The organism is Bacillus cereus group sp. BfR-BA-01380 (genome assembly GCF_022663535.1).
GTDB classification, from domain to species: domain Bacteria; phylum Bacillota; class Bacilli; order Bacillales; family Bacillaceae_G; genus Bacillus_A; species Bacillus_A cereus_BB.
Genome location: NZ_JAKUFS010000020.1, coordinates 1 through 20,422 on the forward strand (window position 1 = coordinate 1; position 20,422 = coordinate 20,422).

Genomic DNA, 20,422 nt, shown 5'->3' on the forward strand with positions numbered 1-20,422 from the left:
GAGGGGGATGGAGCTTCTGACGTAGAGGTGTTTTTTACCTCGTAGGAAGAAGCGAAGCCACCGAACATTCTAGCCACTGGAACTGGACAATGCTTTTGCTGAATTTTGAGGTGGGAGTATTACTGCCAGTTAATGCGGGAGAAAAAGGAGCTGTATAACATGAAAATTATGGACCACTATATTCGGCTAAGGCTTTCCTTTCCAAATGAACAACATATTCGAAATAGTCTCCAAGAACTGGCCGCTATTTTATTTTGCAGTACAAAAAATGTGAAGATTTTACTGAAAAAAATGAGTGAAGAAAAACTGATTGACTGGATACCAGGAAGAGGTCGTGGGAATAAAACGGAAATTCGCTTTCTTCATACATTTACAGAAGCAATTTTGCCGCATGTTGAAGAACTTTTAAAAAACGAGAAATTAAAAGAAGTTTTCCTCCTCTTAAAAGAACCGCTGCCTTTCTTACTGAAAGAACAAATAGAAGGACGATTAAATACTTATTTTGGATATACAACTTCAGATGATCTGTATGATGTGTTAAAAATTCCATATAACCGAAAATTACTCCCCATTGATCCGGCTTTTGCGGCTGTGACAACAGAAAGTCATCTTATTAGCCAAATCGTTGATACATTAGTGAGATATAACGAGGAAACAGACGAAATCGAGCCGCATTTGGCACATACATGGGAAGTAAGCGATGACCAACTTACGTGGACATTCTACTTACGTAAAGGCGTTCGTTTTCATCACGGAAACACGTTATCAGGAAAAGATGTAATCTTCTCCTTCGAAAGATTACAAGCCGTTCACTCTCCCTTTGACTGGTTAACAGAGGGAATTGAGAAAATAGAAAATCCGTCTCCTCTGCAAGTTATCTTTCATTTACGAAAACCAAATCGCTTTTTTCTACATTACGTAAGCTCTGTGCAATTATCTATTTTACCGCATGATGTAATGATTCAAACTCATCAGTATAGTGGTACAGGTCCCTTTAAAATAAAAAGCTTTACCGAAGATAATGTTATTTTAGAAGCATTTCCAGATTATTTTAAAGAGCGGGCACTCCTTGATCGGATTGAATTTTGGCTTGTTCCAGAGCAGTCAAAAATACAAACAAATTATGAATTACCGAACATGGGGTGTAAAGAAGAAAAAGCAGTAGAAACAGAAGAAATTGGCTGTATATACGCAGCATTTAACTTCCAAAAAAACGGTCCGCAGCATGATATCTTTTTCCGAAAAGCGTGGGCAGAAATCATGGATCCTACATCGTTAATTCAAGATCTTGGTGATAATCGGACAATGCCAGCTTATAGCTTCTTTCCTGATAAGAGTCGAATAATGCATAAAGAAACATCTTTATCTAAGGCAAAAAAATATTTACAACAAAGTACATATAATGGAGAGATAATACACATTTATTTCTTTGCATTTAAAAATGGTGAACATGATGCGATCTGGTTACGAAAACGATGTGAACCACTCGGCATACATTTACATCTTCATCCTTTTCTAGTCACTGATTACTTTAACGAAGACATTGCCAAGCAAGCTGATATCATTTTAACGGGCGAAGTGCTCGACGCTAATCTTGAAATGTCTTTTATACATATCTTTAAAAATAAAAGCTGCTTTGTTCATCGCTTTAGACATCCGTATTATCATGAGCAAATTGAAAGCATGCTTGACCGCTTTATCGCAGAGCCAAGTAAAGAAAAACGATATGACTTAATATCCAGCATCGAAAAACTTCTTAGCGACCAGTACCTTCTTGTCTTTTACTACCATGTCTTAAAAAGAAGAAGTTTCCCATCTGCCTTGCAAAATGTCACCATCGACTCTTTCGGATGGACAGACTTTGCCAAACTGTGGATTCGTCCGCATGTATAAGAGGCGGAGCTAAACAGCTCCGCCATCTTCTCTTTGCTATGACATTATTTAAATGTAAGTTTACTATTTATTCGTAAGAAATAACTTTAAATGTTCTCCCCATTCGATGCAATCACATCTTTATACCAGAAGAAAGACTTTTTCTTCTTCCGTTCTAACGTTCCAGTACCATCGTCATGCTTATCGACGTAAATGAAGCCATAACGCTTAGACATTTCTCCCGTTGAAGCACTTACTAAATCGATGCAGCCCCAGCTCGTATAGCCCATCATTTCAACACCATCTTCATGTATCGCATCACGCATTGCTGCAATATGCTCTCGTAAATAATCAATGCGATACTCATCATTGATCGTGCCATCTTCTTCGACCTGATCATAAGCACCTAGCCCATTTTCAACTACAAAAAGCGGTACTTCATATCTGTCATACAATTTATTTAATGAAATCCTTAAACCGGTTGGATCAATTTCCCATCCCCAGTCACTTGCTTTCAGGAATGGATTTTTCATACCTGATAAGATATTTCCTTGCGCTTTTTCTTGTTCAGTTTTTTCTTTTTTCTCCGTACGAGACATGTAGTAACTGAAACCAATATAGTCTACTGTATGTTTCTGAATTAATTCTAAATCACCTTCCTGAATTTCCAGCTCTATACCATGCTTTTTAAAATAAGACTTGATGAATGCTGGGTATTCTCCTCTTACTTGAACATCCGCACAGAAATAATTGAACAAGCGCTCTTCCTGAAGTGCATACAGTTCATTTTTTGGATTACAGTCATATGAATAGACTGGTGCAAATATAATCATACAACCTATTTTTGAATCTGGAATCATCTCATGACAAGCTTTTACAGCAATGCTACTGGCAACAAATTGATGGTGGAATGCCTGGAAAGTCGGCTGATATTTATCCTCTTCTTTTTTTACTGAAAAGCCAAGACCCATAATCGGCATAACTAAACCACTGTTAATTTCATTAAATGTCATCCAATATTTCACTTTATTTTTATAACGATTGAAAATCGCATTCACATATCTTTCAAAGAACGTAACCACTTTACGATTTCTCCAGCCACCATATTTCTTCACAAGATTTACTGGCATTTCATAATGAGAAATCGTAACAACTGGTTCAATCCCCTGCTTCGCCAATTCATCGAATACGCGATCATAAAAAGCTAAACCTTCCTCATTTGGCTCCAGTTCATCACCATTTGGGAAAATCCTTGTCCAAGCAATGGACATACGAAAAGCTTTAAAACCCATTTCCGCAAACAATGCAATATCTTCTTTGTAACGATGATAGAAATCAATTCCTTCATGGTTTGGATAAGTATATTTTGTTTTATCAATTTCAAAATGAAATCCAGGCTCTTGTAATATCTTAAGTCGTTCTTTTCCCCCTGGAAGAACATCTGCAATATTTAATCCTTTATTACCTTCATAAAATCCGCCTTCCATCTGGTTAGCAGCGGTAGCACCGCCCCATAAAAATCCTTCAGGAAATTTTCTCGTTTGTTTTTCCATTCCAATCCACTCCTAAACTTAGATTATTTGGTTAATCGAGTTGTTCTCCATTTGATTCAATCACTTTCTTATACCAGTGAAAGCTCTTCTTTTTCATTCTCTTTAAAGAGCCTTTACCGGCATTATCTTTATCCACATAAATATAGCCATAACGTTTTTTCATTTCCCCCGTAGAGGCGCTGACAAGGTCAATTGGCCCCCAACTTGTATACCCGATAATGTCTACTCCATCTTGGATAGCTTCGCCCATCTCTGTGATATGTTGTTTTAAATATGCAATTCGATAATCGTCATTGATTTCCCCTTCAGAAGTTATCTCATCAACAGCCCCAAGCCCATTTTCAACCACAAACAGAGGCTTTTGATAGCGATCATGCAACTGATTTGCCGTAATTCGGAAGCCTTTAGGATCAATTGTCCATCCCCATTCTGACTTTTCTAAGTAAGGATTTTCAATAGATCCAAATACATTCCCGCTTGTCATATTTTTTAATACTTCGGGATCTTTACTTGTTGTTCTACTTGAATAATAACTAAATCCAATATAATCAACTGTATGATTTTTCAAAAGTTCTTTATCATCTTGTTCCATCTCAATAGTCAAATAATGCTCTTTAAAGAATCGCTTTGCATAACCCGGATATTCGCCTCGTGCTTGTACATCAATAAAGAAAAAGGACTCACGATCTTTTTCCATTGCATGAAAAATATCTTCTGGATTACATGTATATGGGTAGGTAGCCCCCGCTGCTAGCATGCAACCAATTTTGGCATCCGGTATCATTTCGTGACAGGCTTTTACAGCAAGTGCACTTGCAACAAGCTGGTGATGCGCTGCTTGATATTGGATTTGTTTTTTATTTTCTCCATCTTTAAATACAAGGCCAGCACCTACAAATGGCAAGTGGAGAAGCATGTTAATTTCATTAAACGTCATCCAATATTTCACTTTATCTTTATATCTATTAAAAATAGTTTTGGCATAAGTCTCAAAGAAATGTACAAGTTTTCTATTTCGCCAACTTCCGTATTTTTCAACTAAGTGTACAGGTACATCAAAATGAGCAATTGTAACAACTGGCTCAATCCCGTATTTTAATAGTTCGTCAAATAAATCATCATAAAACTGCAAACCAGCTTCATTTGGCTCCAGTTCATCACCATTTGGAAAAATTCGCGTCCAAGCAATCGAAACACGCAGCGCTTTAAATCCCATTTCTGCAAATAGAGCAATATCCTCTTTAAAACGATGATAAAAGTCAATAGATTCATGAGAAGGATAAAATTCTCCTTCGATCGGTTTAAAAGAATTGATTTTCCCAGTCATAACTTCCCAGCGTTTCTTCCCTGTTGGTAACAAATCAACTGTTGTTAATCCCTTTCCACCTTCTAAATATGCTCCTTCAGCCTGATTAGCAGCAATTGCACCGCCCCATAAAAACCCTTTAGGAAATACGAGATTAGACATATGAACACTCCTTTACTATATATAAACCTTATTTAACCACTAGCTCAATTAAGCAATCACCGGCTGCAATTTTCTTTCCTTCCGTTATTACTAGATTATATTTATCTGGATTTGTTATAACTACTGGTGTTGTCACCGGATATCCCTCTGTTTGAATTGATGCGATATCAAATTCAATAAGCAGCTGTCCTTTTTCTACATGAGCACCTTGTGCGATATGTGCAGTGAAATGTTTTCCACCAAGCTGAACCGTATCCATCCCAATATGAATCAACAGTTCAACTCCTTGATCGCTTGTAATTCCAATCGCATGATTTGTTGGAAATAATGCAGAAACTGTTCCGGAAACTGGCGAAAATAATTTACCTTCTGAAGGTTCAATCGCAACTCCTTTTCCAAGTGCACCTGATGCAAATGCTGCATCTTTAATAGTAGATAAAGCCATTACTTCACCGTTAAACGGGCTAGCAATCGTAGTACTTTCGGCTTTCACCACAGTTTCCTTACGATTAGCATGTTTTTGTGTAACCGTTGTTTCATCAGCAGTTCCTTTTTCTTTGCCAAGTCCAAATAAATAAGTAAGAATAAATCCAAGTACGAAAGAAACAACAATGGAGATAATTAACCCCCAAAATCCCATAGTGAGCCCTTCTTTTGGACTAATATAAGTTGGTATACCAAAGATTCCAAAACCGCCAATCATGTATATCTTTGCACCAGCTGCTCCTATGATTCCTCCGCCGATAGCTCCTGCAATACAGCTCATAATAAACGGCTTTTTCAAAGGAAGAGTAACCCCATAAATTGCTGGCTCTGTCACACCAAAAATACCTGAAATAAATGCTGGAATACTAAGCGTTTTCAATTTTTGTTGTTTCGTTTTTAACCACACTGCAAGAACAGCACCGATTTGTGCAAATGAAGCTCCAAACATCAATGCTAAAATTGGATCTGCTCCCAGAGTAGTAATATTATTGATTGCAATTGGAACAACTCCCCAGTGCAGACCAAAAATAACCATCACTTGCCAAAGTCCACCGATTAAAAGACCTGCTACTATTGGACTTAATTGATAAACCCAAACTGTTCCATGTCCTAAAAGCTGACCAGCCCATGTTGCAATTGGTCCAATAACTAAAAATGTGATTGGTACAACTACAAGTAATGTAAGAAACGGTACTAAGAAAGTTTTCACAACATCTGGAATGATCTTTTTAAACCCATTTTCTACTTTTGCTCCGAAATAAGTCGCAAGAATAATTGGAATAACCGATGATGCATAGCTCATTAAAATAACGGGAATTCCCAAGAAAGTAATATGAATTGGTGATTCAAACATCGTGCCTGCAAATAATGTGTAAAGCGGTTTAGCAGTTGTTAATCCAGAAAGTGCCGGATAAACGAGTGCACCCCCTATTGCCATACCGATGAAAACATTTCCGCCAAACTTCTTACTAGCTGTATATCCTAGGAAGATTGGGAAGAAATAAAACAGCGAATCGCCAACCGCATTTAATATTTGATACGTCCCTGAAGTATTACTAAGCCAACCTAAAGCTACTAACAGCGCATTAAAACCTTTGATCATCCCAGTTGCCGCTAAAACACCGAGAATAGGAGTAAAAATGCCAGAAATGACATCAATAAATGTATTAAATACGCCTTTACTTTTATTATCATCTGCTTCTACAGGTGCTTGTGTATGAAAACTACCGATCTCTACAACTGCTTTATAGACATCAGGCACATGATTTCCAATAACAACTTGATACTGGCCACCGCTTTTCATAACAGTGACGACGCCATCCATATTTTTCAAGACCTCTGTCTTTGCTTTCCCTTCATCTTTCAACTTAAAGCGCAGACGGGTAATACAATGAACAACACTATTAACATTTTCTTTACCGCCGACATTTTCAATAATGTCTTTTGCCAATTGTTCATACTTCATGATGCTCCCTACTTTCTATGATATTTTTAGAAATAAAAAACCTGAGCCAATGTGAGCACACAAAAATAGTGTGTGTTCACGTTGACTCAGGTTATGCCCAATATTGGTAACATTCCTACGAATATTTAATTTTCAAAGAGAAGTTATTTATCTCTTAAACTACTTTACTCTGATGTACGATGAAATTCATGTCGACTGGTCACCCGATGAATATGTAATGTTAAATACACTACCTCATCATTTGATATCACCCAATTATAGGTATTCTCCAAATAAATTCTAACCTTTTGACTACATTGAAATGCAGCTTGATATTTCTGTTTTACTTGCTCATATAGAAATTGATCATTACTTTCAGCCTCTTTTTCTTTACGTATAAATCGTATTGAAAAGAAACGGAGGTGTGTTAAAAACCGTTCGTAGTTAACTGAATTTTCATCTATTTCTATTTTGAAATGATATTTTACAATATTCAAGATGTTATTAACCATTTCAGTTGCTTGCACTGCAGCCGCCATATTTTCACTAGATAACTGACTGTTAACTAAATGTAAGGCAATGGAAGCCGCTTCGTCTTCTCCAAGCCGAATACCTGTATCATTTTCAATCATATCCAATGCATTTAAAGCAATTTGAAACTCCTGCTTATAATATTTTTTTATTTCCCATAATAATGCATTCTTCAGCTGGATTCCTTGTTTATACCTGCTAATCGCAAAACTTAAATGATCAGTTAACGCAACATATAAATATTCATCCAATTTATATGTAAGTTGAGACTGGGCATAATTCAAAATTTTTGAAGAAATATTCAAATATACTTCAGAAGTATCCTTCAATAAGGTAGCCAGTTTTTCAGAAACCCCATGATTTTCTAATACAAAGGTCTTCTCTATTTTGGAGGCATCAATTTTTCCCCCAACTTTCTTCTGAAAAACGAGCCCTCTACCCATAACAACAATCTCTTGATTTAATTCATTATTCGTGACAGCGACATTATTGTTTAATATTTTTTTTATTTCCATTGGCACTCGTCCTCGATTGAATTATTTTGTAGATTCATATAATAATTAAATAAAAAAACCTAAATTTGCACATAAGAATAACCATTTAGTCATTCTCATACAAACTTAGGTTTTGCCTGCCGAACAGTAACAATCCATACATTTATTTGTAAGCGTTTTCTTAATTCTGTCATACTATTGTATGCTTGTCAAGGAGATTCGGAATTGATTCCATAAAGTGAAACTTCCATCAGTGGAGAGTTTTTTCATCTCCCACCTATCTTCCTTAGAAAAGCGGAAGCGGCTTGCTCAGAATCGCAGGACGCCCACGCCAAAGGCAGAGAGGTGCTTTTTGCCTCGTCCGAGGGGGTGAAACGACCGGAGATTCTAGCCGCTAGAGCTGGAAAACGCTTCTCTCTGAATCTTGAGGTGGGGGTCTTACTGCCCACGAATAGCGGGATAAATATAATTAGGAATATGTAACGCGTTCCTTAAATCTCCTCTCTCTGCAAAGGCAACACCGTAGAATACTTAATCTCCCTTAGTGCTAAACTCGTTTGAATTCTCGTAATGCCGAGCATATTTAATTTACGAATAAAACGTTCCAGTTCGTTTCGATCGCGGTGCACCACTTTTAAAATATAATCATACTCCCCTGTTAAACAATGACATTCTAATACTTCTGGCATTTCGCGCATAGCCTTCTCTAACACTTCGAGCTTCTCCGCTTGATGAATATTTGTGCTGACAAAAATAAAGCATAATAAGTCAAATCCAAGTTTCTCTTGATTTAAAATGGCTACTTGCCGATTAATAAACCCTTCGTTTTCCAATCGTTTCACCCGTGCATGTGTAGCTGGCGGCGAAAGATTAACGCGGCGGGCAACCTCCGCATTACTTAGCTGTCCTTCTTGTTGCAGCACATTTAAAATTTGTACATCTAAATCATCTAACCCCTTACGAACGACATGTTCCATTTCCAGTCTCCCTTTTCCTAGCGAACGATTATTCACGAAAATACATGACAACTGCCCATAAAATGAATAAAATTCCGCAAAACAATATAGTTACTTTACATTATTTCGAATTTTATTAATTATACAAAACAACATATATGACAAACAAGAAAAATGCTACAATTTACATAGTTTAAAATATATGTATCACACCACCGTGCACAGTGGCTTTCTTTTATCCCGCATTAACGGGCAATGCGCAAGCCCAACTTTCTTGTAAAAGGAGCTAACTCGTATTATGCCTTATGTTATTTTATTACTCATCACAAGCCTATTGTGGGGCGGAAATTTTGTAGTAGGAAAATCTCTTGTCGGGCACGCTTCACCGATGACACTTACGACCCTTCGCTGGGGCATTGCCGTCATTTGTCTTTTCCCAATTGTCTGGCTGAAAGAAAAGAAACTATTCCCGCCGAAAGATGCCATTCTTCCTTTATTTATAATGGGGGTTACTGGCGTTGTTTTCTTTAACATTTTTCAGTTTTGGGCGTTAGAGCATACATCAGCAACAAATGTTGGTCTTATTTCTACATTAAATACGATTTCAATCGCTGTTTGCGCCGCTCTATTTTTAAAAGAAAGAATGAATGTATTACAAATCACATCGATGATGATTTCCTTTTTTGGCGTTACGCTTGTTCTTTCAAAAGGAAAAATAGATACACTGTTTTCCTTACATTTTAATATAGGTGATTTATGGATGATGGCTGCGGTATGCGTATGGGGAATCTATTCCGTTTGCAGCAGATGGGCAACGAAAAAGACGACACCGATGATGTCTACTTTATATTCTGGTATCTTTGGTCTCATCATATTGATTCCTTTTAATATATCTGATTTCACAATTTCAAATGTAAACGCTTCGTTCTTAGGATCTATTCTATACACAGGTGTGATTTCAACTGTGTTATGTATGGTTTTTTGGAATATCGGCGTTCAAAAATTAGGAGCGACTACGTCCGGTATTTTTTTAAATTTCAATCCGATTTTCACCGCTATTTTAGCGTTTCTCTTATTAGGTGAACAAATGACGTGGATGCAAGTCGTCGGAAGTATGATTGTGATTAGTGGCTGTTACTTATTTTCGCACTTTAAATCTGATACTACTTCATATACATCGACCAGCTTGGCAAAAACACATTAAATTCAAAATCAATGAAGCTGACTCAAAAGGAACTTTTGAATCAGCTTCTTCTAGTACGCTCAGTATATCGAACATCGTCGAGGAATCTTTATATTGTGTCGAATCGCCGATATATTCCAAAGAATGGTCGATATATTGCGAACAACAGCCGATAATCGATACAGAAATGGACCTGTCAAAGGCAGGTCTTACACAAAATATTTCTTCAACAAAGGCGGCGTAATAATTGTCGTCAAAATGACAACGATGACAATGGATGTAAAACTCTCTTTCGCCAATAAATTCGCAGTCAATCCGTTTGAAGCAATAATGAGTGCTACTTCTCCCCTTGATACCATTCCTGCTCCAATACTAATGGAGGAACGTAAATCAAATCCTGTTAACCGGGCTCCAAGTCCTGAACCGATTAATTTTGTTACTATAGCAATAACAGTCATAATGACAATAAACCATATTTGATTCCCTAACCCGTGAAATGTAATTTCCATTCCAATACTTACGAAAAAGATCGGAACAAAAATGGCATAGGCAATGGGCTCAATTTTATGTTCTACTTCATGCTTATATGTAGTTTGGGAAATAGCAATTCCGGCAGCGAACGCTCCGATAATGCCGGCAATCCCCATGGCTTCACTGTAATAAGCAAAAGAAAAACAAATAATGAGTGCCGCACTAATTAATGATTCTGAAACACGAAGCGGCGATAACACCTTCATAATAAACGGAACACCTTTCCAGCTAATGAGAAAGATCGTAACAAAAAAGATGACTTTCTTCGCAATGACGATTGTTATATTCACATCTTGTGCGCCGAGAAAACTCATCACAAACGCTAGTAAGATAACAACGATCACGTCATCAAATACAGCTGCCCCTAAAATTGTTATACTTTCTCTCGTATTCATTTTCCCAAGATCTCGTAATGTTTGCACGGAAATACTTACAGACGTAGCGCAAAGAAGTAGCCCTAAAAAAATGGCATGCGCCTGCACCATCCCAAATAAAAGACCGCCAATATATCCGCCGACAAACGGAAAGATAATTCCCCCTATTGCGACAGCAAAAGATGATGTAAGATTACGGTTTAATTCCTCTAAATCTGTTTCAAGCCCGGCCATAAACATAAGAAGTAATACACCAATTTCACTTAATTCATCAATCAGCTCAGACCCACCTATAATGCCGAGCACTGCCGGACCAATCATAATACCGATAATTAACTTTCCTAATACAGACGGCTGTCCAAACCGTACGCTAATATCACCGGCCAGTTTCGTACAAAGTAAAATGACGACAAGTTCAAAATAAAATGACATGATATCTTCTCCTACGTAAAAATGCATGACTTTCTTACCGTAGTGTTCACTTAATTGTGTCGTTTTATTTGTTACAGTTTTTAGTTGACAAAATATTCTGAATTATGATAAATTCACAAGTGAAATTACATATTTATTCCAAAAAGTGCAACTGCACCATTCATTATATTTATATATCATACAATCTCGACTCTCTACTTCGTTCTTTTAGGTGCTACGAAACCTCGCAGTTGTATCAATCCCGTTTTCTAGCGGGAGTAAGAAAGGCCACCATTTTACGGAGAGGAGATTTGAATTTGAAAACACTTTTACGAAAGAAACCCCTTACGACCGAAGCGCCACGCCAGCTCAACCGAACATTAGGTGCCCTTGATTTAACCTTTTTAGGAATTGGAGCTGTGATTGGAACGGGCATTTTCGTTTTAACCGGTATTGTTGCTGCAAAGCACGCTGGTCCTGCTATTATGCTATCTTTTCTCATTGCCGCCTTTACTTGTGCATGCGTTGCTTTTTGCTATGCTGAGTTTTCATCCTCTATCCCTATTTCAGGAAGCGTTTATACATATGCTTATATGACAGTTGGAGAAATTGTCGCTTTTATCGTCGGCTGGTGTTTAATGCTTGAATACTTACTCGCTGTTGCTGCGGTTGCCGTTGGTTGGTCTGGTTATTTACAATCACTACTGCTTGGATTTGGAATCAAACTCCCGGCCATCATCGCCTCTGCCCCTGGTATAGGAAAAGGAGGTCTCATTGATTTACCAGCTGTCCTCATTATCCTTTTTATCACATTACTCTTAAGTAGAGGCATTCGGGAAAGCGCCCGTATGAATAATATCATGGTATTAATTAAACTAGCCGTCATTATTGCTTTTATCGCTGCCGGCGCAAAATATGTAAAACCAGCAAACTGGACACCATTTCTACCATTTGGTTACGACGGAATTATTGCCGGTGCCGCAACTGTATTCTTTGCCTTTTTAGGCTTTGATGCGATTGCAACTGCTGCTGAAGAAACAAAGAAACCGCAGCGCGACATGCCAATTGGAATTATCGGTTCTCTTCTTATTTGTACCGTATTGTACATAGTTGTCTCCTTTGTATTAACAGGGATGGTTCCTTACACACAATTAGACGTATCAGATCCAGTTGCTTATGCACTTAGGTTTGTTGGTGAAGATACAGTTGCTAGTTTATTAGCTGTAGGAGCAATGACAGGGATGACAACTGTTATTCTTGTCGTTATGTATGGACAAGTACGCGTCTCCTATGCGATGAGCCGCGATGGGTTACTGCCAAAAGCGTTATCTCGTGTCAATCAAAAATTTAAAGTTCCTTTAGTAAACACATGGATTATGGGGATTGGCGCTGCGGCGCTTGCTGGTTTATTAGATTTACACATGCTTGCAAACCTTGTAAGTATCGGCACATTAACAGCATTCACATTCGTTTGCTTTGCAGTATTGATCTTACGAAAAACACACCCAGACTTACCACGAGCATTCCGCGTTCCATTTGTCCCTATTTTACCAATCGTTGCAATTTGCTGTTGTCTATACTTGATGTTCAACCTTTCAAAAGAAACATGGATTGGCTTTGGAATATGGTTAACAATCGGTTTATGTGTATACTTTTTCTACTCCAAACGAAACAGTCATTTACTCCTTTCTAAGCCAAACGATGAAAAAAAAGAAGCGTAAAAAAGCAAGCTCGCTAAAAACAGCGAGCTTGCTTTTTTCTATCATCAATTTTGTTCTTTCTTCTTCTTTTTCCAAGCTTCCATACTATCAAAGAAAAAGTTAATAAACAGTGCACCTAGTCCCCCTAATACAAAGGTTATTAAAAAGAGCATCCACAGACTTTTATCTCCTAAAAATTTATATCCGACTAGGAGCACGATACCAATCCATATATACTCAAGAATTTGTTTTTTCTTTCGGTTCGACACATGATCCGCTCCTTTTAAATAATCTCTATTTTATTTTAACATATATTCTACTTCCTCAAGTCCCGAATGATCCTCAAGCAAAAGAGACTTGTCCATGACAAGCCTCTTCCCCGCCCTATTTGTTTATACTATTCTCAACAAGAGAAGTGGCATCCTTTAATGTGCGCTCTATACTATCTGCACGTTGGTCCGTCATATTTTGATCACGTACAGCTGCTTCGGCTACTTGTATTTTTTGCTCTAATGCTTTCACTGGTTCATGCTTGTATTGCCCTACCTCTGTTCCTACTTGTATCTTTGTTAAGAAATCTTTTGCTCCATTAATCGTTACTTGAAGCCTTTCTTTCGCCGTTTGTGGATTTTCTTCTGCTACTTTAGAATGTAAAAAGGTTTGATGTGCCGTTTGTAACGATTGATACATTGTAACGATTTCTTCTTTTGTGACCATCATTCTTTCAAATGTTTCTTTTGCACCGTTATATGCTTTTTGTAATGCAGTAAACGCTTTTTGTGAATATTGACCAGGTTTCTCTCCAAATTCGTAAGTACCTGCCAATGTTTCTTTTACCTTATTCATTTCTTCATATAAGTTATGGATCTCTTCTATTTTTATCCGATTATGAAACTCATTATAAGCTGCTTTTACTTCAGAAGGCGTTAGTGCCTTACTATATAGTCTTGCAAGTGCAACTTTTCCATTTAACGGAACATTACCATTACCATTGCTTGTTGGATCTGCTCCAATCGCAAATGGTACGTTTGGATGATACACTTTCCCCGTTACTCGCTGACTATTTACTTTTTTTCCATCTACATATACTGCAAGTTCACTTCCATTATATGTTCCTGTTAGATGGTATGTTTTATTAGCTTCTAGCTGTACACCAATATGTTTATAACTGCCACCAATATGTGCCCATAATTCTACATAACCAGAACTTGTTGATTCAAATCCAATTCCACCGCTTTCGGTATTTTCCATAATTGCTTGATTGCGAATTTGATTCATAGAAAACGCTGCTTCCAGCGTAAAAGAATCCTTTACCTTTTCTTTTTGCTCATTTGAAAATGGAATATATCCATATGTATTATTCTGTCCACTTAATTTCATTACGTGTTTCTTTAAAGGTTGCTCATACTCAATTGCTACATTTCCTTTTACACTTCCATTTGCACCAAACGATGAATAATCTTTAAAAGTACCATCTAAAAAGTTTACATCGAATACATCTGCTTTCGGTACTTTCGCATTCGGATCAATTACTTCTGTATTCGTTTCAAATTCTTCGCGCAAAGGAGCACTACTTTCATTTCCAAATGAATCTAATGCTGTTACTTCTACGTTATATTCCGTATTAATATCTAGTCCATCTAATGTAAATGTCAGCTCTTTAGGCACCGGATCCCGGTAGAACTCGGAGAAGGCTAAAAGCTGTTTTTTCACCTTTCCTGTTGCTTTCTCTTTTGCTTGCAAACGGTATGAATGAACGAGTAAATTATCTACAGCTTGCGGAAATGTCGCTGTCACCGATGTCTCTGTTATATTCGAAAGTTTCAGCTTTGCATCTTGTGAAAATGCCGGTTTTTCCTTATCACGATCTTCTGTATACTTGAAAGATTCTTTCTTTGCTGGAAGTTCAACTACCCACGGCTCACCTGTCCAAGAGTTATTATGAAAATCACGGCGATGAATCGTCACTTTTTGATCGTCTACTTCTACCAATAAACCTTGGCTTAATGTTTCAGCTCCCGGCGGAATATTCCCTTGTACTTTTCCGCTTTCTATTTCCATATAACTAACTGATGATGTACCAACAGACGTAAAGTCTTTTTGGTGAATTGATCTTGGATCATCAAGTGGATAATGAGAATGACCAGAAAATGTTACAGCTTGTGGGTACTCTTTTAAGACTTCATTAATTTTGGCACTATCATTTGTCCCCCACTCATGACTCCCGTACACTGTTCCTTTAATTTGCTGATGTAAAAAGACAAAGATTGGTTTATTTGGATCAGCTTGCTTCGCTTTTACTAATTCCTGTTTCAACCAATTAATTTGTGTATCTGAATAATATCCATGTGTCACTCCATTTTCCGGGCTCATCACAAGAAAATGATAGCCTTTTACAACTTTGTGATAATAGATAGATTCCATTCCTGTTTTTTTAAGAAAACGTTTCTGTGCATCTTGTGCAATTAATCCGTTCCAATAATCATGGTTACCTAGAGCATACATAGCAGTTGCATTTTGGTTTCCATATTGCTTATAAGTTTGGAAGAAACGATCATACTGCTGCGTTGAACCACTGTCTGTAAAATCACCAACAACTACAAAGGCATCTTGTCTTGGAGCGACTGCGTTCAATTGCTCCAGCGCTCTTTGAAAACGAAACGTATCATCCGTTCCACTATTTTTAATGTGCACATCACTTAACACTGGAAAAACAAGCTTCTTCTCTGACGATTCTTTCTCTGTTTTTTCTTCTTTTATTTCCGCAAAGCTAGTCCAAGGGAAAGATGTAAATACTAAAAAGAAAACTGCTAAAAAACCAATAAGACCCTTCACTTTACACAACATCCTTTTGATCACAAAAATCCTCCTCGCATATATTGTAAAATACAAGAATATTTTAGCGAAACGTTATTAAACTAGTATAAAGGAAAGGTAAAAAAATGTTAAAAAATTGTAAAACAAAGGTTCATCATCGTAACATAGGATTGATTTTTTGAAAATGAATCATTTTAATACACTTCACTGTGAGTAGAGACTCCTGCGGGAATAGCGAGGAAAGTGAGACCCCGCGGAAAGCGTCCACTCGGAGTGGAGTGTACATCTATCTATATGTCACCCCCGTCTTTTGGTGATGAACCAATATTTAGATAATTCGTAAAATAATGTTTACTAATATTTAGAAAAATTATAAAATTTAATCGTATGGTAAATATAATATTTGGAACAGGAGATTTGGACATGAAAAAATCATTAAAAAGCTCTGTAATTAAAGTGGGGGCAAGTGGAGTCTTATGCTTGTCGATGATTCCATCAGTTGCACATGGAGAAACTACAGAAAAAAAAATAGAAAATCCTGTAGTACAACAAGAAACTGAAAAGAATGCGTTATTAAATAAAGAAGATAAGACAGAAACTGATTCAAAAAAAGTAGCAGAACAAGAGAAACAGGAATCAAAAGTTCAGGGTGATTCAAATCAACCTGTTGAGAAAAAAACAAATGTAAATGAGAGTTCAATAAAAAACGAAACAAATAGTAAAAAAAATGAAGCTAATAAAAAAGATACTGTTAAAGATAAAAAAATAGATGAGTTAAAAGATGCTGAAGAAAAGATTGTAGAGAAAGCACCGAAAATCGTTGGAAAAGAAGAACTTCAAAATGCTAGTGAGAAAGTTAAAGAAGTTGGGAAAATTTTAGAATTATTTCCAGATGCAAATTTAGCAAAAGCTATTGCAAATAAATTTGGAAAATCTGTGACGGATTCGTTAACTGAAGATGAAATTAATCAGACGACACAACTTGTTTTAGCTGAGGCAGGAATAACAGATGCAACTGGAATAGAGATATTTAAGAATGTAGAGAGTCTAGGTTTAGACAGAAATAAGCTTAAAACTATTAATTTAAAATCATTTTCGAAACTCAGAACCCTTGGTGTTGCGGGAAATAACCTTACTGAAGTAGATGTAAGTCACAACCCTAATCTAGAATTGTTATTTATTGGTTTCAACGATTATAAGGATACACCAAACTCCAATAGAATAAAAACCATTGATATTAGTAAAAATCCAAAGTTGAGCATGTTTGATGCATCAGCAGTAGGATTGGAAACTCTTGATACTTCAAATAACTTTGAACTTACAGCTGTATATTTAAATAATAATAATATATCTCAAGTTGATTTTAGTGCTAACAAAAAACTTAAATATATATGGATGGAAAACAACAAACTAACAAGTATTGACTTAAGTAACAATGAAGAACTTGTTGCTGCTATTTTTACTAATAATCAACTTACTAAAATAGATATCTCTAATCAAAAGGATTTAGAGGATCTGTATATTGAAAAAAACAAGATTTCAAATATTGATTTTTCAAATAACCCTAAATTATCTAACATATTTGTAGGTGATAATAATCTTACAAAATTAGACACAAGTATGTTGGAAAATTTAGATGCACTATTTGCAGAGAACAATCAATTGACATCTATTTCATTAGAAAAAAATTCGGACTTAAGATCTTTGAACCTTTCTGGAAATAAATTAAATTCAGTTTCGTTGGAGAATAATTATAAACTAGAATCTCTAGATGTTTCAAAAAATAAACTGGAAACTGTATCCGTAGTGAAAAATAATAAAATTCATCATTTGAATGTTTCTGAGAATAATTTAAATTCTTTAAAGTTTGCCCCAAACTCTACATTTGGACATTTGAATATTTCTAATACAAATCTTGAAAGTATCCAAACAGATTTTAAAATGAAACCTTTTGTATATTTGGTACCACTTCTAGATATTAGAAATACAAAAATTGATTTAGAAAAAGAACCATTTGCATCAAAACATCAAGAGTTCTTAGATCTTGCAAATAAACCATTAGGACTCAACTATAAGTATGGAAATGAGGAAGAAACAGATAAAGAAACTCCAGTATTAACAGCGAAAGAAAATGTAACGGTAGAAGTAGGTAGCAAGTTAACACCGTCTGACCTTGTAACAGTAAAAGATAACAAGGATCCAAATCCAGTCTTATCGTTTAAAGAAGAGCCAGACTTCACAAAAGCAGGAAAAGTGAAAGTAACCGTAGTGGCAACAGATAAGAGTGGAAATAGGTCAGAAAAAGAAGTAACTGTAACAGTGAAAGAAAAAGAAAAACCTGCGAAAAACCAAGCGCCGGAGTTAACTGTACCGTTTACAACTACACTACATGTAGGTGATACGTTTGACCCAATGAAAGGTGTAAAAGCAGTTGATAAAGAAGATGGCGATTTAACGAGTAAAGTTAAATATAAAGGTAAAGTAGATACTTCTAAACCAGGTAAATACATTGTAGAATATTCAATTGTCGATTCTCAAGGAGTTAATGCAACAGCGACACAGTCTGTAATTGTAGAAGAAAATGGAGAAACTCCAGATATGGAACCGAAGTTAACAGTACCTGTTGGAGCAACAATTAATGTAGGAGATTCATTCGATCCAATGGCAGGGGTATCAGCTATTGATAAAGAAGATGGCGACATTACTTCTAAAGTAACAGTAGACGGTAAAGTAAATACTTCTAAAGCAGGTATTTACGTATTAACTTACACAGTTAAAGACTCCGCAGGTCATGAGGTTACTGCAACACAAAAAGTAGTTGTGAAAGAAAAAGATAATGGCAACGGTTCTGATAATGGTAATAACAACGGTAATGGCTCTGATAATGGTAACAGTAATATCTCAAACAATGGTACTTCTGATAAAAAAGAAGATACATATAAAGAGCTTCCAAAAACGGGTGCAAGTACAAATAACAGTGCAGCAATGGGTGTATTGATGGTTCTTGCAGGTATGGTTCTTTCTTTTGGTCGTAAATTTAGAAAGGTATTAAAATAGTATTAATTTATTGCATTTTATTGCATTATTGCAGTGAAATCATAACCCTCCTTCCAAAGGGGGGGGTGCACAAAGGCTGTAAGCTTATACTACCGGTCAGCGTAGGATTCAATAACCTATCTCACTTTTCAAAATCATTTTCTAGATACAAAAAATGTCTCTCCAAAAATTTAGATTGCAATTTCAAAAAACAGGAAACAGAATATATATTAAAAATAGGTTAGAGAGAAAAAGAAAAGAATCAACAATCTACTATAGATAGCTGATTCTTTTCTATATATTGATGGAGCTTTTGTTACTTACTCTAGGCAAACACTTTTTATATTTTAAAGGCAATTTTCTCCTCGACTTTTCTTCTTAATCAGCTTGTACATCACAAACCCAATTAAGAAAACAGCAATAATTCCTAACACCGGCAGCATATACTGCTCCACCATAGCACCAGCCTTGTGCCAATGCGGACCAAGCTTCATTCCAACATAAACATACAGCGCTGTTAATGGGAACATCGCAACAAATGTATAGATGATAAACTGCCAAATATTCATTTTCGCCATACCACATGGAATCGAAATAAGTGTACGTACACCTGGAACAAATCGCCCTGTAAATGCCACGACAGGACCATACTTCGCAAAGAAATGATCTGCCTTTTGAATCTGTTCTTCTTTCATAAAGAAATACTTTCCATATTTGATGACTAGAGGACGGCCTCCGTAATATCCTAAAGCATACAATGTTAACGGTCCTGTCGTTCCTCCAATTGTACCTGCTAAAACTGCAACCCAAAAATTCATATCACCTTCATATACCCAATATCCAACGAGCGGCAATATAACTTCAGCTGGGACAAACTCAAACGTTAAAGCGAAAACAACACCAAAATAAGAAAATTGTTTTAAATAATGAATAAAATCTAAAATCAATTGTTCCATCTATCTTTCTCCTACTCTATTAGTCCATATTTATCCTGTAAATGAATAGGAGCCATCTTCACAATGCACTGCAAAATAAACAAAATTACCGCTACATCATCTAGCACACCAAAAAACAATAAAAAATCTGGAACGATGTCAAACGGAAACATGACATATCCACATAAGAATAAGATAGAAAGCATTTTCTTCTTCAATTCAACATCCTTCGATAGAAAGAATTCACCTAAAAACGGAATAAATTTACGTACTTGAAAGATTAGACGTACTCTTTTCCACAACTTTCTCATATTCTTTCTCCTCTCTCGTTTTCCAATTGCAGTATATAAAAAGGACCTTTACCGAAATGATAAAGGTCCTAAAAAGACAATAAGGGGCCCTTACCATGATTGGTAAAGGTCTCACTAACAACACGATTGTTGCCAACAAAGCCGAGGGTTTCTCCCTGTAATGACGACTTTGCTGCAAGAGCTACTCCCCTTTATATACATGTTTTATACCGCTATGTTAAAAGGTTTCACTTAAAAAGTCAATGATTTGATTAGTACTAGATTATTAATCCGTTTTTAATTTTCAACCTATAAGTCGCCGTTATGCTAAACAAAACATA

General features: G+C 36.3%; 14 protein-coding genes. 4 read left to right on the plus strand and 10 right to left on the minus strand.

Going from position 1 to position 20,422, the window contains the following annotated elements; all coding sequences use genetic code 11:
* Window positions 1–159: 159 nt before the first annotated feature.
* The gene (locus MR076_RS17470; protein ID WP_242222615.1) at window positions 160–1,893 is read left to right on the plus strand and encodes an SgrR family transcriptional regulator; all 1,734 of its coding nucleotides are present in this window, start codon (window positions 160–162) and stop codon (window positions 1,891–1,893) included.
* An 86-nt stretch (window positions 1,894–1,979) separates the two neighbouring features.
* Here the strand turns inward: MR076_RS17470 and MR076_RS17475 are convergent, their stop codons facing one another.
* From MR076_RS17475 to MR076_RS17495, 5 genes are all read right to left on the minus strand, one after another.
* On the minus strand, window positions 1,980–3,425 hold the full coding sequence (locus MR076_RS17475; protein WP_242222617.1) for a glycoside hydrolase family 1 protein: 1,446 nt from the start codon (window positions 3,423–3,425) through the stop codon (window positions 1,980–1,982).
* A gap of 31 nt (window positions 3,426–3,456) precedes the next feature.
* Complete coding sequence (locus MR076_RS17480) at window positions 3,457–4,893, minus strand: 6-phospho-beta-glucosidase (RefSeq protein WP_242222619.1); 1,437 nt, start codon at window positions 4,891–4,893, stop codon at window positions 3,457–3,459.
* A 28-nt stretch (window positions 4,894–4,921) separates the two neighbouring features.
* The gene (locus tag MR076_RS17485) at window positions 4,922–6,844 is read right to left on the minus strand and encodes a beta-glucoside-specific PTS transporter subunit IIABC (RefSeq protein WP_242222620.1); all 1,923 of its coding nucleotides are present in this window, start codon (window positions 6,842–6,844) and stop codon (window positions 4,922–4,924) included.
* Between the two features lie 164 nt (window positions 6,845–7,008).
* On the minus strand, window positions 7,009–7,869 hold the full coding sequence (licT, locus tag MR076_RS17490; protein WP_242222622.1) for a BglG family transcription antiterminator LicT: 861 nt from the start codon (window positions 7,867–7,869) through the stop codon (window positions 7,009–7,011).
* A 470-nt stretch (window positions 7,870–8,339) separates the two neighbouring features.
* Window positions 8,340–8,825, minus strand: coding sequence for an Lrp/AsnC family transcriptional regulator (locus MR076_RS17495; protein WP_242222624.1), 486 nt, complete (start codon window positions 8,823–8,825; stop codon window positions 8,340–8,342).
* A gap of 277 nt (window positions 8,826–9,102) precedes the next feature.
* On the opposite strand from MR076_RS17495, the gene MR076_RS17500 reads away from it, so the two are divergent.
* The gene (locus MR076_RS17500; RefSeq protein ID WP_242222626.1) at window positions 9,103–10,008 is read left to right on the plus strand and encodes a DMT family transporter; all 906 of its coding nucleotides are present in this window, start codon (window positions 9,103–9,105) and stop codon (window positions 10,006–10,008) included.
* Window positions 10,009–10,196: 188 nt separating this feature from the next.
* Here the strand turns inward: MR076_RS17500 and MR076_RS17505 are convergent, their stop codons facing one another.
* Window positions 10,197–11,324 (minus strand): cation:proton antiporter, encoded by a 1,128-nt coding sequence (locus MR076_RS17505; RefSeq protein WP_396021713.1) that lies wholly within the window; start codon window positions 11,322–11,324, stop codon window positions 10,197–10,199.
* A 296-nt stretch (window positions 11,325–11,620) separates the two neighbouring features.
* Between MR076_RS17505 and MR076_RS17510 the strand changes: the two genes are divergently transcribed.
* Window positions 11,621–13,024, plus strand: a complete 1,404-nt coding sequence (locus MR076_RS17510) for a branched-chain amino acid transporter BcaP (protein WP_242222630.1) — start codon at window positions 11,621–11,623, stop codon at window positions 13,022–13,024.
* Window positions 13,025–13,068: 44 nt separating this feature from the next.
* On the opposite strand, the gene MR076_RS17515 is transcribed toward MR076_RS17510, so the two are convergent.
* Both MR076_RS17515 and MR076_RS17520 read right to left on the minus strand, forming a co-directional pair.
* Window positions 13,069–13,272 carry a hypothetical protein gene (locus tag MR076_RS17515; RefSeq protein WP_242222631.1) on the minus strand — a complete coding sequence of 68 codons (204 nt, stop codon included), beginning with the start codon at window positions 13,270–13,272 and terminating at the stop codon, window positions 13,069–13,071.
* A 115-nt stretch (window positions 13,273–13,387) separates the two neighbouring features.
* Complete coding sequence (locus MR076_RS17520) at window positions 13,388–15,850, minus strand: LamG-like jellyroll fold domain-containing protein (protein WP_277928531.1); 2,463 nt, start codon at window positions 15,848–15,850, stop codon at window positions 13,388–13,390.
* Between the two features lie 393 nt (window positions 15,851–16,243).
* On the opposite strand from MR076_RS17520, the gene MR076_RS17525 reads away from it, so the two are divergent.
* Window positions 16,244–18,877 carry an immunoglobulin-like domain-containing protein gene (locus MR076_RS17525; RefSeq protein ID WP_242222635.1) on the plus strand — a complete coding sequence of 878 codons (2,634 nt, stop codon included), beginning with the start codon at window positions 16,244–16,246 and terminating at the stop codon, window positions 18,875–18,877.
* 326 nt (window positions 18,878–19,203) lie between these two features.
* On the opposite strand, the gene MR076_RS17530 is transcribed toward MR076_RS17525, so the two are convergent.
* Together MR076_RS17530 and MR076_RS17535 are read right to left on the minus strand one after the other, a co-directional pair.
* Complete coding sequence (locus MR076_RS17530) at window positions 19,204–19,812, minus strand: DedA family protein (protein ID WP_242222637.1); 609 nt, start codon at window positions 19,810–19,812, stop codon at window positions 19,204–19,206.
* An 11-nt stretch (window positions 19,813–19,823) separates the two neighbouring features.
* Complete coding sequence (locus MR076_RS17535; RefSeq protein ID WP_242222640.1) at window positions 19,824–20,102, minus strand: YkvA family protein; 279 nt, start codon at window positions 20,100–20,102, stop codon at window positions 19,824–19,826.
* Window positions 20,103–20,422: the final 320 nt, after the last annotated feature.